The 16,417-nt window shown below is 35.3% G+C and carries 13 protein-coding genes and 3 pseudogenes; 11 read left to right on the forward strand and 5 right to left on the reverse strand.

Annotated features, from left to right (window positions below; all coding sequences use genetic code 11):
- The first annotated feature begins 203 nt into the window (after positions 1 to 203).
- From ACO1D1_RS21120 to ACO1D1_RS21130, 3 genes are all read left to right on the forward strand, one after another.
- Positions 204 to 566: a hypothetical protein gene (locus ACO1D1_RS21120; protein WP_423336988.1), complete on the forward strand. Its 363-nt coding sequence runs from the start codon at positions 204 to 206 to the stop codon at positions 564 to 566.
- 251 nt (positions 567 to 817) lie between these two features.
- The gene (locus ACO1D1_RS21125) at positions 818 to 2,104 is read left to right on the forward strand and encodes an IS110 family transposase (protein WP_423336989.1); all 1,287 of its coding nucleotides are present in this window, start codon (positions 818 to 820) and stop codon (positions 2,102 to 2,104) included.
- A 586-nt stretch (positions 2,105 to 2,690) separates the two neighbouring features.
- Positions 2,691 to 3,356 carry a hypothetical protein gene (locus ACO1D1_RS21130; protein WP_423336990.1) on the forward strand — a complete coding sequence of 222 codons (666 nt, stop codon included), beginning with the start codon at positions 2,691 to 2,693 and terminating at the stop codon, positions 3,354 to 3,356.
- Between the two features lie 990 nt (positions 3,357 to 4,346).
- Here the strand turns inward: ACO1D1_RS21130 and ACO1D1_RS21135 are convergent.
- Entirely contained in the window at positions 4,347 to 4,568 is a 222-nt protein-coding gene (locus ACO1D1_RS21135; RefSeq protein ID WP_423336991.1) for a hypothetical protein, read from the reverse strand.
- A 100-nt stretch (positions 4,569 to 4,668) separates the two neighbouring features.
- On the opposite strand from ACO1D1_RS21135, the gene ACO1D1_RS21140 reads away from it, so the two are divergent.
- The 5 genes from ACO1D1_RS21140 to ACO1D1_RS21160 all read left to right on the forward strand — a co-directional run bounded on the left by ACO1D1_RS21140 (position 4,669) and on the right by ACO1D1_RS21160 (position 11,002).
- Positions 4,669 to 5,601: an ArsR/SmtB family transcription factor gene (locus tag ACO1D1_RS21140; protein ID WP_423336992.1), complete on the forward strand. Its 933-nt coding sequence runs from the start codon at positions 4,669 to 4,671 to the stop codon at positions 5,599 to 5,601.
- Positions 5,602 to 5,625: 24 nt separating this feature from the next.
- Entirely contained in the window at positions 5,626 to 6,867 is a 1,242-nt protein-coding gene (locus tag ACO1D1_RS21145) for an MFS transporter (RefSeq protein WP_423336993.1), read from the forward strand.
- 193 nt (positions 6,868 to 7,060) lie between these two features.
- The gene (gene nagZ, locus ACO1D1_RS21150) at positions 7,061 to 8,848 is read left to right on the forward strand and encodes a beta-N-acetylhexosaminidase (RefSeq protein WP_423336994.1); all 1,788 of its coding nucleotides are present in this window, start codon (positions 7,061 to 7,063) and stop codon (positions 8,846 to 8,848) included.
- 173 nt (positions 8,849 to 9,021) lie between these two features.
- On the forward strand, positions 9,022 to 9,426 hold the full coding sequence (locus ACO1D1_RS21155) for a flavoprotein (RefSeq protein ID WP_423336995.1): 405 nt from the start codon (positions 9,022 to 9,024) through the stop codon (positions 9,424 to 9,426).
- A gap of 214 nt (positions 9,427 to 9,640) precedes the next feature.
- Entirely contained in the window at positions 9,641 to 11,002 is a 1,362-nt protein-coding gene (locus ACO1D1_RS21160) for an IS1182 family transposase (RefSeq protein ID WP_423337008.1), read from the forward strand.
- Between the two features lie 121 nt (positions 11,003 to 11,123).
- On the opposite strand, the gene ACO1D1_RS21165 is transcribed toward ACO1D1_RS21160, so the two are convergent.
- Positions 11,124 to 11,459, reverse strand: coding sequence for a hypothetical protein (locus ACO1D1_RS21165; RefSeq protein ID WP_423336996.1), 336 nt, complete (start codon positions 11,457 to 11,459; stop codon positions 11,124 to 11,126).
- Positions 11,460 to 11,671: 212 nt separating this feature from the next.
- Here ACO1D1_RS21165 and ACO1D1_RS21170 point away from each other — a divergent pair, with 212 nt between their 5' ends.
- Positions 11,672 to 12,202 (forward strand): hypothetical protein, encoded by a 531-nt coding sequence (locus ACO1D1_RS21170; RefSeq protein ID WP_423336997.1) that lies wholly within the window; start codon positions 11,672 to 11,674, stop codon positions 12,200 to 12,202.
- Between the two features lie 89 nt (positions 12,203 to 12,291).
- On the opposite strand, the pseudogene ACO1D1_RS21175 reads toward ACO1D1_RS21170, so the two are convergent.
- Together ACO1D1_RS21175 and ACO1D1_RS21180 are read right to left on the reverse strand one after the other, a co-directional pair.
- Positions 12,292 to 12,420: pseudogene (locus ACO1D1_RS21175) on the reverse strand (tRNA-binding protein); the annotation flags it as partial.
- Positions 12,421 to 12,427: 7 nt separating this feature from the next.
- Positions 12,428 to 13,909 (reverse strand): annotated as a pseudogene (locus ACO1D1_RS21180) (Lsa family ABC-F type ribosomal protection protein).
- 914 nt (positions 13,910 to 14,823) lie between these two features.
- On the opposite strand from ACO1D1_RS21180, the pseudogene ACO1D1_RS21185 reads away from it, so the two are divergent.
- Positions 14,824 to 15,265, forward strand: a pseudogene (locus ACO1D1_RS21185) (VOC family protein).
- A 660-nt stretch (positions 15,266 to 15,925) separates the two neighbouring features.
- Here the strand turns inward: ACO1D1_RS21185 and ACO1D1_RS21190 are convergent.
- Positions 15,926 to 16,222, reverse strand: a complete 297-nt coding sequence (locus ACO1D1_RS21190) for a hypothetical protein (protein WP_423336998.1) — start codon at positions 16,220 to 16,222, stop codon at positions 15,926 to 15,928.
- Between ACO1D1_RS21190 and ACO1D1_RS21195 the strand changes: the two genes are divergently transcribed.
- Positions 16,214 to 16,393 (forward strand): histidine phosphatase family protein, encoded by a 180-nt coding sequence (locus ACO1D1_RS21195; protein WP_423337009.1) that lies wholly within the window; start codon positions 16,214 to 16,216, stop codon positions 16,391 to 16,393. The genes ACO1D1_RS21190 and ACO1D1_RS21195 overlap by 9 nt on opposite strands.
- Positions 16,394 to 16,417 lie beyond the last annotated feature (24 nt).

Below are 16,417 nucleotides of genomic sequence, written 5' to 3' on the forward strand. Positions count from 1 at the left end.
GAGTTGTTCAAATAACTGTAGCTTATGTTTAATCAATGGGTCGTTACGGCGACTCTTTTCTTGTTCCATGAAGGGGGCAGGTTAGCTTAAATAATTACCCTATCCGCATTTGTCATATAATATTTTAAGAATCAGGACGAATACCCAGGAATTTATCTCCAAAATGCATATGCTCTAATGTAAATTAAATGAGGAGGATGAACGTGATTCTTAATTATAATGCTTATAGTCCAACATATGAGAGGATTGGTCATGGTCCAGGTCCAGGTCATGGTTTTGGTGGTCCGGGTATAGGTGCACCTGGTTCTGGTGTTGGTTTTGCTCCAGGACTTGGTTTAGGCGGACCAGGCTCTGGTGCTGGTTTTAGTCCTGGTCTTGGTTTTGGTGGTCCAGGTATAGGGGCACCTGGCTCTGGCGTTGGTTTTGCTCCAGGACTTGGTTTAGGTGGACCAGGCTCTGGACTTGGTTATTATCCAGGACTTGGTTTAGGTGGTCCAGGCATTGGCGGCTACCCATACCCATACTATTATCCATACGCATACCCGTACCCATACCCATATCATTAATAGAAAAATTTAGAGCTTTGCCTAGTTGCGTTTCTACACTGGCTAAACGCAATTGAAGAAAAGTTGCTTGTTAAATTACAGGGGGGCATTACTGGAACAACGGTAATGCTTTTACTTATTGAAGAAACGGGCAGCATTCCTGTAATGAAGAAATATGAGGTTTGAACATAAAAAAGCCCCTTGGTAGAATATGAATGTCCAAAGCTTGGAGGCAAAAAGGACACAAACATAAATACCAGGAGGCTATTTAAATGAATTATAACCAAAATGAAAAGATTGCTCAAATTACTTCACAAACGTTAATTATAGGCGTTGATATTGCTAAATACAAGCATGTGGCAAGAGCCCAAGACTTTAGAGGGTTAGAACTTTCGGCACCCCTTTACTTTGAAAATACAAATGCTAGTTTTAACTGTTTAATAGAGTGGATTAAAACGTTAATGATCCAAAACAAAATGGAAAAAGTGATCATAGGAATGGAGCCGACAGGTCATTATTGGCTTAATTTAGCACACTTCCTTAAGGAGCAAAATATCAAGTTTGTAGTCGTAAATCCTATGCATGTAAAGAAAAGTAAGGAGTTAGATGATAACTCTCCAACTAAAAATGATGTAAAAGATGCAAGAGTTATTGCACAGTTGGTCAAAGATGGGAGATATGCTGAACCGAACATTCCGCAAGGAGTTTATGCAGAACTCCGAGTGGCTCGAAAAATACGTGATCTCTTAGCTGTTGACCTTCAAGCAGTTCAGGGGCAAGTCCATAATTGGATAGACCGCTACTTTCCAGAATTCCTTTTGGTATTTAAAGATTGGGAAGGTAAGTCGGCAATCCAATTATTAAAACTAAATTTATTGCCACACGAGTTAGTCAACCTTTCAGAACAAGAGATATTAGTACATCTTCGAAAAGCTGTTAAACGTGCAGTAGGACTCAGTAAAATAAAAGAACTAAAGCAGGTTGCCACCAATTCTATCGGCATTCGTGAAGGTTCGGATATGGCTAAATTAGAGCTAAGCACGTTAATAGACAAATATGAACTTATTAAGGAAAAGTTCGAAGAACTGGAAGCTAACATAGACAGACTTCTTGAACAAATTCCAGGTGTGAAACAAATGTTGGCTATTAAGGGAATTGGCAAGGATACGATAGCAGGCTTTTATTCGGAGGTAGGAGACCTAGGTAACTACACCCACCCAAGGCAGATTATCAAATTAGCTGGGCTTAGCCTAAAGGAAAATACATCTGGTAAGCACAAAGGACAAACCAAAATTACAAAGAGAGGAAGGAAAACCCTAAGAGCTCTCCTCTTTCGAGTAGCAATGCCTTTAGTCGCTAAAAATACTGCTTTTAAAGCATTACACGAGTATTTTACAAAACGCCCAGATAATCCATTGAAGAAAATGCAATCGTTAATTGCAATATGTAATAAACTCATACGAATTCTATTTACCATCGGTAAAAAGCAGTGTGAATTTAGTGAAGAACGTATGTTAAGGGACATTCCTCATATGGCGGAATTACAGTTAGCTGCTTAAATTTCTTTTAGTGAAATTCATTGGGTAGTAGTTTTATTGTTTTAGACATTTGAAGCACGGATTAGTCAGTAAATCAACTAAAATACGGGCAAGGACCCTGTCGGGCAGCATGACTGACATCCACCTCATGGAAAGGTTGGACGAAGGAATTTTGGAGCAAAGACTCTGTGAGATATGGGAGGGTTGACCTCCATGAGAAATGTGGAGATCCACCAGTGCAACCATACTTTAGCTAGTTATCCAACTTTTGGATTAGGTTGGTTTGGTTAACTATAAGTTTCTTTTTCACTTTGCCCCCAAAATTACCCTTTAGTACACTATAATTCCAATCCTCAAATGGATTCTAAAATAAACTACTACGAAATTTAGAGAAAACAAGAGAAATCGTGAGATTTTCCTTTCTATATAGAGGGAGGATAGTTGAAAAAGGAGGTAAAACCTTTGTTCAAAAATTGAACCATATTCTTGTATAAGGAAAGGAATAATAAGGATTGACTCCAATATTTAATTATTTCAGGAACAGTATGAAATTTAAAATATAATAGGAATTAGTAAACTAGATTAAATGAAGCAGGGGGTGTAAACGATGATTCGAAAAAGAACTTTACATATTCTAAATGGGCAAGCTATGTATAATTTTTTTAAAAGGACAAATTTTCTTGAACAAGAATTGATGGTCCCATTTAACGAGGCTATGTGTTATGGAAAAACGTATAATGATTTATTTTCAAATGAGTTTACTGAAATACGTGCTAAGGTCCATCACGTAACTCCAATGCAATATAGTGAAACCATACTAAAATCATTGGTGCCACTCTTTAGTAAAAAATTCACTCATATAGCTTTATGGTTTGATGCTGATATGTTTTGTCAAATCAATATACTATCCCTTTTAGCTTGGTTAGACCAAGCAGAGCATACAGATGCTATTGATCTTTATATAGTCGGTGATCAATTTGAACCTATGAGTCATTTTTCCTTAAAAGCGAAGGGTTATTATGCTATTTACAAACAAGTGTTAATTGATAAAGAGATGCCTGAAAATATCTATCCAGATCCTTTAAAGAAGGGGGTTGAGCTATATTTGAATTACCTTAATAAAGACAGTGATCTTATGATATATATTCACGAGCATAAAGATGTTCCAGAAGAAGAACTTATGTTAGCATTACTTAAAAAATTTAAACATTATGGGCTAGGAGATACACAATATTTTGAAATAATAAAATCCCTTCGCCAAAAACATCAATAAGATTTATTTCCTTTATTCCTTTCTATTTTATAACCCTTAGTGGAATAATTACACGAAGAATTTTGTATAGGTAAATTTGGTTTAAATATTTTTGATGCTATTTACTACATATGCCATCTTAGAAAATAGGCAATTCCTTCCGTAACAATATTCTAAAACTTACATAATTTATTGAATAAAGGACAAGCGATAACTTATGGTTCCTTATTTCCTCTAAATAGATATGTCTTTAATTAGAAAACTGGGAAGGGTGGTATATATATATGAAAAACTTACAAAATGAATTACAAATGCTAGAAATGGACGAGTATCGAATAGATAATTCTATTCATATGTTTCAAGATAGCCATCAAGATAAAATACCTATTAGATTCGGAATTCGATGTTGTTGTCCATTTCGGTGTGGCGGTTTCGGACGATGTTGCGATAAACCTGAAGAATTTCCACAACCTCCACAACCTCCACGTCCCCAAAATAAAGGAATGCTGTTAAGGTAAATTTGTGTATTCAAGGTTACAGCTACCATTGAGGTGGCTTTTCTTGTTGAACTAACGGGTACAAGAATTTGACAAAGCAACGCTTATTCGATGCGTTGCTTTGTTTGTACATGAGGAATATGTAGCCCAAGATAATTGTAATCTAAGATTCTTCTCCATAAGTCTTCAATTTTCTGTTTTGTTGTAACAGCAAATACAATCTACGAACAAGAATTTCCTTCCTTTTTTTCTTCTCTAACAGTTTACCTTTAAGAATAAATGACATATTCGCACCTCGAAAATTTAAAATTTAGTATTTTGATTATCAATAACCTATATATATGTGTAAGTTGAAGGTTGATAGAAAAATTGTATTGGTTTGTAAGATAGTTAATTTTTTACTTCTTTTATGGGGTCTTTATTACCTCGATGTCTTGTTTATAAAGTGTGATCGGACTTTTTACTTAACGAATATATTATTCGACAATATTCTTGCTTTTTTGTACTTCGTCTATTAAAAATATCCTCTATAAGAAATAGACATTCCCAAATCTTTCAAAAGCAACACCTCTTTTTTCTTACCGAATTTATCTTTACCGTAGGCAGAAGGTCGCTTTTTTCTTATTGAAGTAACGGAGCAGGTTTCTTTAAGAAGAAGTGTAATTGTTTTTAAGTAGTGATAATTGGGGGATGGTCTGTAAGCATTATATGCCCCAAAATACATAGATGTATTCATCTTTGTATTTTGGGGCTTTTTGCGTTTTATGTTCAGTTGATTCTTTTGTTTTGTTCGAATATAATAGAACAAAATAGTAGTTCGATAGGAGACGAACAAAATGAATGATATTAAGTTGGAAATTGAATTTTCTGAAAGCAACGAGTTAATTACTAGCCTATTAGCCTTTAAAACGAAGTCACTACATAAAGGTATTCAATTAGGAAATAGCTGGGCGAGAAATGTAAAAGGTAAACTGAGTGAAACCACATTGGAACTTATAGAAAATACAGAATTAAAGGAGAGCATTCTTAACTTGCTTTTATTAGCATGTCCTAAAAAAGATAGTGTGCATGATTTTTTAGAGTGGATTGGGGATGTTTCAGTTGGGGAGATTTATGAGCAAGTATCTATTTGGGCTCCTGAAGATACAAATGATTTGCGTAATATAAATGAATGGCGTTCAAATATGGTTCAATTATTATCTTTATGGTATGAAGAATACTATCAACACTTAGATCGGTCCATCATTAATACTCTTACTAAAAATGCTCAGAAAAATAAAGAGTTGTTGAAGGATTACAAGCCTGTTGATTATATTGAAGAAATAACAAATGGTTTAAGATTAGAATTTATAAATAAGGTTAAACGGGTTATTTTGATCCCACAATATCATATTAGTCCATACAATCTGACTAGTGACTTTAATGGTCTGACCATTATTTATTATTCAACACAGATTGAACAAATGAACCCAGAATTACCTTCATTGTCGATTTTAAATATCGCAAGAGCTCTTATGGATGAAAATCGTTTAAGAATCCTACGATATTTAACTAATGGAGAAAAAAGTTTTACAGAAGTTGTTCAATTTATAGGGTTAGCCAAAAGTACAGTTCATTATCATATGGTTATTCTTCGATCAGCAGGATTAGTCCGTGTACACGTTTATTCCCAAGGCAGAGAAAGGTACAGTTTGAGAAATGGAGCACTAAACAAATTTAACAGTGGTTTAACAAGCTACTTAGGTTTAGAAAAATTAAAGTTGGGTTGAAAATGATGGATGGGGATAAAAAATATGGCAGATTTATTTAGAAATCGTTCATTTGTCTTTATATGGCTGGGGCAAGCAGCTTCTGGTTTGGGCGGTCAATTTGCTACGTTTATCATGAGTTGGATGGCTTACGAAATAACTGAATCATTAGTTATGTTAGGCAGTATTTTAGCCGTTGAGCTGTTTACCGGCATATTCATTCAATTATGTACAGCTCCCTATTTAGACAGATGGGACCGGAAGAAAGTAATGGTATTGTCAGAATGGTTACGGGCATTTGCATTTCTTATTCCAACAGTGTTGTTTGCATTTGAAACACTACATATATGGCATTTATATATTACAGCGATTATTATTGGAGTAGCTGAACCATTATATAGACCATCAAGTATGATTTATATAGCTGAGATTTTGCCAAAAAACCGTTTGAATAATGCAAATGCCATACTAGAGGGTACTATGCAAACCATGATTCTGGTGGGACCTCCACTTGCTGGAGTGATATTACAATTTTTTGGTGCACAGGTAGTTTTGTATATATTAGTTGGAATAATGGGTGGAACCGGTTTATTACTATTACAGTTAACAAGTTTGAAAGCAGAAGCTATGCCAGTTAAAGTAAATTGGTACAAACAATTTGCAGAGGGTATCCATTTTTATAGAATGAACAAAGTGTTTTTAGGATTAGGATTGTTAATAATGATATTCAATATGGGCTTTGTAGCTCTAAGTTCAATGTTTTTGCCATTTATCACTAAAGATATTGGGGGTACCTCTTTTCAGTATGGTTTATTTACTTCATTTTTATCATTTGGGATGTTATTAGCCTCTCTCATTACAGGATTAAAGAAGGAACCGGACAACCGCCGTATAATCATGCTTAGTTCGTATATGATTGCAGGAGTCTTTATTGGTTTGTTAGGAATATTCCAGTCCTTTTCTATTCTATCGATTTGTATCTTCTGTGTAGGTTTTTGTTCGATTATATTTTCAGTTAATAATACAACGTTGTACCAAAAATATGTTCCAAGCCATTTACGTGGTAGAGTATTTGCTGTTCGTATATTACTATCACAAATCGGCATCCCAATAGGCGCTCTATTTGGTGGGAATTTTGCAGATTATTTCGGAATAGCGTTCTTATTTAGTGTCACGGGAGTATTGATTATTCTTGTTGCAATAATCGCTTTTTTATTACCTGTTTTTCACCAACTTGATAAAAATGCATTATCTTCCATTTTGCAAAAACAAACCTTTACACAATAATGATGAGATAATCAAGAGCTATATTTTACAGTATGGTAGACTATTTGGCTTTGGATTGAAACTGGTCGCAAAAAAAGACTGCAATATACCATAGACCAAGTAACCCAAAAATCGGGACTGCCTCAAAACCCAATAAACGATGAACTACGGAAACTTAGAGGAGTGCTAAAAAGGTAGAAAGGGGAATTGGAACATGATAAGGAAAAGAAAAAGGGCTTCTCGAAATAAACTACGTATTTTTACAATCCTACTAGTAATGTTTGCCTTAATCATTGGAGTTTATTATGCAATTAAAGAAATTGATAGCGAACAAACGCCAATTAAAGAAAGCCCAATTATAACTAATCCATCCGATACTAAACCTTCCGGTAAAAATACAGTGGACTCGAAGAATGATCAGAATTCAAATCTTAAGAAATTAGTAGAGGAAACGTTTTCCTTATCCAAGGTAGGTAAGGTTCCGAACATTTCCTTTGTTTCTGGTGAATCAGGATGGAATGAAGTAAATAAAGAGTGGGGAAAATCAGACCATATTACGGAAACTCCTAAAGGGAGGTATGAGGAATATGAAAGTCATCATGCAACAATCGGCTATGCAGATCGGACTGTAATTGATATAAGATCTTATGATTCCGCTCTACAAAATATTTCTTTAAAGGAAATTGAGAAAATTGGTGGAGAACCGGATGCCATTCGATACTATAAAGATTCAACCCATGATGAAATGATACTTGTCTATAATGCAATGGCTTCTACTGATTTATTATGGGTTTTACCAGTAAAAACAGAGCAGGAGCCAAATCCTAAAGTTGACCATATATCACTCTATACACAGCTTGAAAAAACACCAAATCAACAATCAAAAAAGCCGAATCAACAAGAAAACCAAACCATTTCAGAAGTAATTTCTAAAATGAGCTTAGAAGATAAAATAGGGCAGATGATTCTAGCTGGGATTTCCGAGACCAGAATGGATACAAACGCAAAGAAATTAATAAGCCAATTCCATGTCGGAGGAATTATTTTTTACAAAAATAATTTTGAAACCCCTGAACAAACCGTTCAACTTGTGAATCAACTGAAAGCTGGAAATGTTTCGAGTTTACCACTTTTTTTAGGCGTTGACCAAGAGGGGGGACGAGTGACAAGATTACCGGGTGGACTTGTTAACTTTCCTCCAAATAAACAGATTGGACAGGTAAATAATCCCGAGTTTTCTTATAAAGTCGGCACACTAATAGGGCATGAATTAAGAGAATTTGGTTTAAATCTCGATTTTGCACCTGTTCTTGATATTAACAGCAATCCCAATAACCCAGTTATTGGGGATCGATCATTTGGGAATAATTCGGAAATCGTAAGTAAACTTGGGATTCAAACGATGAAAGGGATTCAGTCGCAAGACGTCATCCCTACCATTAAGCATTTTCCTGGACATGGAGATACATCGGTTGATTCCCATCTGGAACTCCCAGTTGTCAATAAAAGCCTGAAACAACTGAAAGAACTAGAGCTAATTCCGTTTGAACGTGCAATTGATCATGGAGCAGATGTCGTGATGGTCGCCCATATTTTATTGCCTGAATTGGATAAAACCAATCCGGCGTCCATGTCCAAAGCTGTCATGACGGATCTTCTTAGAAAACAACTTAGTTTCAAGGGAGTAATCATAACGGACGATATGACAATGGGAGCTATCACAGAACATTTTGATATTGGCAAAGCAGCGGTGGAATCGGTAAAGGCAGGAAGCGATATTATTTTAGTCGGGCATGACTATAATAATGTGGTTAAGATTACCTCCTCTTTAAAAACGGCTGTTCAAAATGGGGAAATTTCCGAACAAAGATTAAACGAAAGCATAGAGAGAATTATTCAACTAAAAAGGAAATATAGCCTTAACGATATGAAAGTAGAAAATCCTAACATAAATGAAATAAATCACTCAATCAATAATCTTCTGAACAATTATTTACATTAATTATTCATATTGGTTTGTGGTTAACCTTATAATACGAACGGTGCTTGAGCGAAACAAAGAGTCGTAGCTGCGGCTCTTTTTCTTGTTCAACCAACAGGAAGGTTAGGGAAATAAAGGAATATTTCATATTATATAGAATTGTAAATACAAACATCTTTTTAGGAGGTTCTTTGATGGACAACTCATTTTCAATGTTTTTAGATACTTATATAGATATTAGGAGAACTTCCTCTTTAGAGGGCTTGAAAGAATTAATATCAAAAGATTATGAAGCAAGAGAAATAACAGGTGGAGATATAGTTGACTTTGGTTATGAAGAATCAATAATTGGATGGGAACAGGGCTTTGATTTTGCTAAAGAAAATGATGCTCAATGGAATATAGATGTAATTTCAATTCTTCCTTTAAGAGAAGCAGAAACTATGGCTATTATATCAGCTACTTTGGTTATTCAAGGTAAGAGATTAGATACAGCAAACTTATTATTTCAAACGTTCAAAAAAAATAGTATTAATGATTGGAAATTAGTAAGAAGTTATATAGAAGCAGGAATTCCTTATGTGGAGAGAGTGGTTTAGGTATGATGACCCTGGTTCTGATGATTTGAAAATGGAGCAGGATGGTGAAGAAGCCTTAATAATTAAACTGAAGAATTAAGTAAAAAACTTAATAGGTAAGCACTTTACAAGTGCTTACCTCAGACTGTAGACAAATCCCCCATTTTTGGGGGATTTGCCTACAGTTTTTTTTGTATAATGAAGATACTACTAATTTTGTAAGGTGATGAAGAAAATGCTAACGAAAAATACTCAGATGAATCGGGATCAATTAGAAATGATAACCCTTGAACAGTTAGTTCCGGAGAACCATTTGGTCCGAAAAGTGGAAGCTGCTATAGATTTTTCATTTATTTATCCTCTTGTTCAAGAGATGTACTCTGCTGAACGAGGACGTCCAAGTATCGATCCTGTTGTATTAATTAAGATGGCATTTATTCAATATATGTTCGGTATTCGCTCGATGCGAAAAACGATAGAAGAAATTGAAACGAACCTAGCTTATCGTTGGTTTCTTGGGTATGGATTCCATGATAAGGTGCCTCACTTCTCTACTTTCGGTAAAAACTATGAACGCCGTTTTAAGGATACAGACTTATTTGAACAGATATTTTACAGAATTCTAAAGCAGGCAGCCGAAAAGAAATTGGTAAGTAGCGAACATGTTTTTATTGATTCTACGCACGTGAAGGCAAGTGCCAATAAGCGTAAATTTGAGAAAAAGGTAGTTCGTAAGGAAACGAAAGCGTATCAAGAACGTCTCCAACAAGAAATCAATTGTGATCGTGAAGAACATGGGAAAAAGCCTTTCCCACCTGACAAATTTGAAAAGGAAGAAACGAAGGAGATCAAGGAAAGTACCACGGACCCAGAAAGTGGGTATTACGTGAAGGACGAACGGACGAAGCAGTTTGCCTATTCTTTTCATGCGGCTGCTGATAAAAATGGCTTTGTCTTAGGCGCAATTGTCACCCCTGGTAATGTTCATGATAGTACAATGTTGGAGCCTCTTCTTGAAAAAGTCATAGGAAACTCAGGGAAACCTGTTGCTGTTGCTGCTGACGCTGGATACAAAACACCTGCTATTGCTCAATACTTAATTGGAAATGAGATTCGTCCTGCTTTACCTTATACACGCCCTCGTACCAAAGAAGGTTATTTGAAAAAGAATGATTTTGTTTATGATGAACACTATGATTGCTACCTTTGTCCGGGAGGACAGGAGTTGAAATATAGCACGACAACGAAGGAAGGATACCGGCAGTATTTTTCAAATCCGGTTCAGTGTAAAGAATGCCCGTTTTTATCCCAATGTACGCAAAGTAAAAACCATCAAAAGCTAATTCAACGGCATGTTTGGGAAGCGTACCTTGAGGAAGCTGAACACCTTCGGCATACAGACGAAAATAAAATAATCTACACACGACGCAAGGAAACGATTGAACGTGTTTTTGCAGACGCGAAAGAGAAGCATGGGATGCGATGGACAAATTTAAGGGGACTTAAAAAATTGTCTATGCAGGCGATGCTTACTTTTGCTGCCATGAATTTAAAGAAGATGACAAACTGGACTTGGGTTAATCCAACAATGGCATAAAAAACGACCCCGGAGGGGTCTTGTACAAAGAAAAATTGAGCAAAAAATACTTAAAAATGACAAAAGGCACCCGAATAGACTTATTCGGAATGCCTTTTGTCGACAATCTGAGGTAAGCACTTTACAAGTGCTTACCTATTAATACCTCATCCAGAGAAATGATTCTATGCTTTAACTCTTTATTCGAATCTAAAACACCTATTACAATTTGATTTTCTTCTGTTATTGTCGCATATCTGAAATGTTCATCCCCATTAATAAGGAAGGTTGTTTCCTTTTTTGCCTCCATCCTTGGAAAGACACTTTCTATGTACTCAAGTGGCAGAAAATCATCTAATCCTTCTGTTGGTCTACCCACCCATTTAAATAGGAAATCTTTGAGTGTAAATTGTTCAATCATAGATAATTTTTTCTTGAATTGTAGTTCATTCACGGTTACTGTTTTCAGCTTAATCACTCCTCAAATAGTAAGTAAAGTTTATACTTTCATATTCTTAACATCAACTGTATTGAGGTGACAGAATAATTACATTTTGATTTCGGGTTAATTGTACAACAATGATATTAAGAAAGGATTTTAAACGCGCAATTTAAATGGTAAAAAAACACCTAATTGTTGAAACTTTCCATTATTTCAAACGTATGACATATAAAGAAGGGAGTGGAGTTATGTTTAAAAATAATCACCAAGTAACATCGTTTTTTATTTGTTTACTGTTAATCATGTCAGGGTTCTTACTAGCTGCGTGCTCTCAAAAAGAGGAGGAAGATCAGCATAAGACAGCGATTAAAAAGGTTCTTGAACATCAGTTTACTGGTCCAGATGAGGAGTTTATCGAGCTGAATAATAAAGAGGAAATCCAAGAATTAGGTAAGTATTATGCAAAGGTATACGGACCTTACTTTACAGAATCTGGGCTCGATTCCTTCGTAGCTGCATTTGCCACTCAATACCCAACATATGCTAACGATAGTGGCTATAAGCTGAGTCTTAAGAATATCACGATTGAGCAAAGTGAGAATACCTCAAATCGTTATAGCTTCATTGCAGAGGTCGGTTGCCAGAAAAATGGAGAAGAGGAAAAAACGGCTAATGTAGAAGGGGATGTCCGTTTTTCTACAAAGGATGAAGGGAAAATAGAGGGATTTCAATACGTGAATGACAATGGCTTGACGGATATGTTAAGAGCGGGAAATTGAACAATTTAACCAGCAAGGACAAAAAGGACCGAACCGGTTCTTTTTTTGATGATGAAAATAATAAAAGACCGTCGTTTGACGATCCATACTTAGGCAATCGGTGTACCATTTTTAACAGGCTCATCTGGTTTTACCTCTTCTGGTACACCGCCAATTACTAATACCTCTGATTTGAATCCAACAATTCGACGAGGTCGGAAATTTACAACTGCGACTATACCTTATTTACATAGATATAGTTTTTGTTGCAACTATTTGTTGAAATGCCTGATCATGCTCAACAATAACCATTGTGGGATTAAAACTTTGAATAAGCTTTTCAACTTGTATGCGCGAATAAATATCAATAAAATTTAACGGTTCATCCCAAATATATAAATGCGGTTTCTCGCATAAACTTTTGGCTATGAGCAGCTTTTTCTTTTGTCCACCAGAATAATGGGATAGATCTTTCTCAAATTGTATTCGGTCAAAAATTCATCTTACGCAGGATGGATTTAAATAACGTTTCATCAATCTTATGCATGTCAATAAAGTCTGATAACAGTCCCTTCAAATGTGAAGTATCTTGTTGGACATAGGAAATAATGAGACCTGAGCCTAAATTTACTCATGCTGTATGCTGTATCGGATTTCCTAATAATTAATTTGAGGATACTACTTTTTCCGCTTCCATTCTTTCCGTCAAGTACAATTCGATCGCCTTGTTCCACATTAAAGCTAATTGGCTTATTCACTATTTGGTCATCGTACTTAACAGACACATCAGTTAAAACAATCAATTCATTTGACTGAAATTCCAGTGGTTTCAATTTTAATGACTCGGTTTTCTCCACATTTTTTAGCAATTTTGACTTTTCCTCAGTAGCTTTTTGTTGCCTTGATTCAAGGTTCTTTGCTCTCTTCATCATCTTTGCCGCTTTATGTCCTACAAACCCCTTGTCCAACTTAGAGCCTGAATTCGTTGTCCCATTTTTGGAGGCCTCCACTTGGTTAGACCAACCAGATGAACGCTTTGAAGACTGTTTTAATCTCCCGATGTCTTTTTGTAGACGCTGATTTGTTGCCTCTTCGTATTCCTGCTGTCGATCAAAATTTAACTTCCATGAAGAAAAGTTACCACTTTGAACTTCAATATTTGCTCTATTTATAGATAAAATATGGTCAACACATCCATCTAAAAAAATTCTGTCATGTGATATTAAAATAAACCCTTTTTTCTTCCCTTAGATAATCAGAGACCGTCTTTCGTGCATCCGTGTCTAGATGATTGGTTGGCTTGTCAATTAATAGAAATTGACCCTCAGTCAAAAAAAGTGCAGCAAGCAACACCTTTGTTTGTTCTCCATTTGATAATGTGTTAAATGGTCGGTACATGACTTCGGCATCAACATTGAGATAGGATATTTCACGAAGAAATTGCCAATCCTCTGCTTGGGGGCAAATTTCTTCAAGAATTTCATAAGTATACTTGTTTTTATCCGAAACTGGATAAGGAAAATAATTAAATTCTACCGAAGAAATGATTTTCCCACTATACTCATAATTCCCTAATAATAAATGAAAGAATGTTGTTTTACCTCGTCCATTTCTACCGATAAATCCAAGCTTCCAATCCGTATCTATTTGAAAGTTCACACCTTCAAAAATCGTATCAAAGCTGCCTGGATAGGAAAAAGTTAAGTCTTGAACTTGTATCATTGACATAATAATTCCTCCTTTGTATATCAATACTCTTGACTTTTAATACAAAGTCGGCACATTCATTATTCTAAATTACTCCGCATAAGTTTGATGGATATTAGCGACTTATACGGAGTATTACATGCGTAACAATAGGGTCAGAATTGCTCATTTCTCTCGCTCCTTTTTTATTTGATTAAAGTTACAGGTTAAATACCTTCATTCTGATCGATGGAAGAATAAAAAATCCTCCCAAGTTGTAATTGGAAGGATTAGTCTTTCACTTATATAAAATAAGTTCTTTTTTGCCATTTGTATCGTGACAAATAAAGTGAAAACTGATTTATAAAAATGGATAGACTAAATCCTATATTTTGTAGTTTGAAGTTATTCATTTCAAATAAAAATATAGATTAGTTAATCATTGTTCATTCATCAGTCCTCTCATAATTGTATTTTCATATTAACAATTTTTATTACGGATTACAATATCCAACTCACTGATACTTAAAGGAGAACTGACAGTAGGGTATATCTAATTCATTTTACATGATTGAATTACGACTTCTGATCTTCTTAGTCATCAATAAATAAATGGCCGGAGTCCTAATCATGATATGATTGTAACTATACATTGGTAATTATGAAAATTAAAGGCTTTATTCTGATGAAAAAATTTAATTATATGTTTGATGAATAAAGCCGAATAGTTAAACGAAGATTCAGTAATTGGGAGTTATGAGATGAAAAATAAAAAAAGAAATAGAGACGGTTTTTTTAAGTATACCCTATTTGAGTTTATATTTGAAGTGGTTTGGAACATCTTAATGTTTATACCAAAAATGATCATTCGCCTAATAGGGAACATTTGGTGAGGGATGATGAAATAGAGCGAAAGAGGGCAATTGAAAATAACAGGAATATAGGAGGTATGAGATATGAGAATCAATAGGATAGATCATGTGAGTATAAACGTAAATGATCTTTCTGCTGCTAAAGCGTTTTTTCTTGATTTAGGACTTGAAGTGCAAGCGGAATGGGAATTGGATGGAGGAACAGCTGGACAGAATTGTTGGGCTAAATGGTGTTAAAACGGCATGTGTAGGATTGCGAATGACAGATGGTCAGGCATCGATAGAGCTAGTCAAATTTCATACGCCGTCAGATGAAGAAGGTGTGCAGCAACCTTTTGCAAATACGCTGGGTATCCGACATATTTGCTTTGCTGTGGAAGATATTGAAGCTATTGTTGCAAAATTGAAAAAGAAGGGCACGGAAATTTTTAGCGAGATACAGCAATATGAAGAAAGTTATAAGTTATGCTACGTTCGTGGTCCAGAGGGAATTATTTTAGAGTTGGCTGAAAAATCCGATAAATAAGGAATGGCACTTTAAATGATTTCAATCTCCAACTTTAAAGATTTCTTCTTAAACTTAAAGGGTGCCATACTGGAAGATCCGGCTGCCTTCATTGGCGGCTTTTTATTATATAACTAACGGCGTTCGCAGGTTCAGGAATGATTGCTGTTAGCCCTCCTTTGTTTTGATGTATAAAAGGGGCAGTTTACTTTAAAAATGAATATAATTGAAATAAAGAACTGAACTCATAGGTGCTGCTGTTTCTTAATTAAGGAGGTTTATGATGAAGTTTTTAATAAAGTTAAAGACGTATCAGTGCCTTATACGCTATAGCGTTGTATATTGCAATCGAACTCATAGTAAATGTATCTCATATTAGTACGTTAACTGGCTGGGGTAATGGGATAATGTTTACTTTGTAATTGCTGTTATTAATGTTATTCGGACTTCTACTTTCGACCATTTTCTTCATTTGCTTAACAAATTGGACTATAGGTAGAAAATACAGCTATTTGTCATACCTTTTGTGGGCACCCTATTTTATTCTTTTTTTCTCCTTTTTCCCTGTTGTTTTTCCTATAAATGCAGGAGTCACTTTTTCCGAGATTTAGCCTTCTGATTTATGGGTCTGTCATTCTGTATCCTGTTTACATATTATTTATTAATCTATATGCTTCACCTCTACGTACAGATCATGAGGAATAAGGCGTTAATAATGAGGACTTGAAGGGCAAGCGGAATGGGAATTGGATGGAGAACAGTTGGACTGAATGATGTTAAAACGGCATGTGTAGGATTGGATGCAAGATGGTCAGGCATGGATAGAGCTAGTAAAATTTCATACGCCGTCAGATGAAAAAGGTATTCAGCAACCTTTTGCAAATACGCTGGTATTAACAGATTTGCTTTGCTGTGGAAGAAGACTTTTATACATAATATTGCAGCCGTTTTTGAAGGAGAATTTATGTTATTAGGCATTGTGAGGCTGCAGGACAGCCGCCTGAAGCACAACTTACGGATAGAGGTCTTAAACAAGCGATTGGTTTATGCGAGTTTTTTTCCAATATTAAAATTGACCGAATTATTTCAAGTCCATATAAACGTGCAATTGAATCTATTCAACCACTTGCAAAGAGATTGGAACATTGAGGTAGAGATTGATAGTAAATTAAC

The sequence above is a fragment of the Neobacillus sp. 19 genome, assembly GCF_049463095.1.
In the GTDB taxonomy this organism is placed as follows: Bacteria; Bacillota; Bacilli; order Bacillales; family Cytobacillaceae; genus Neobacillus.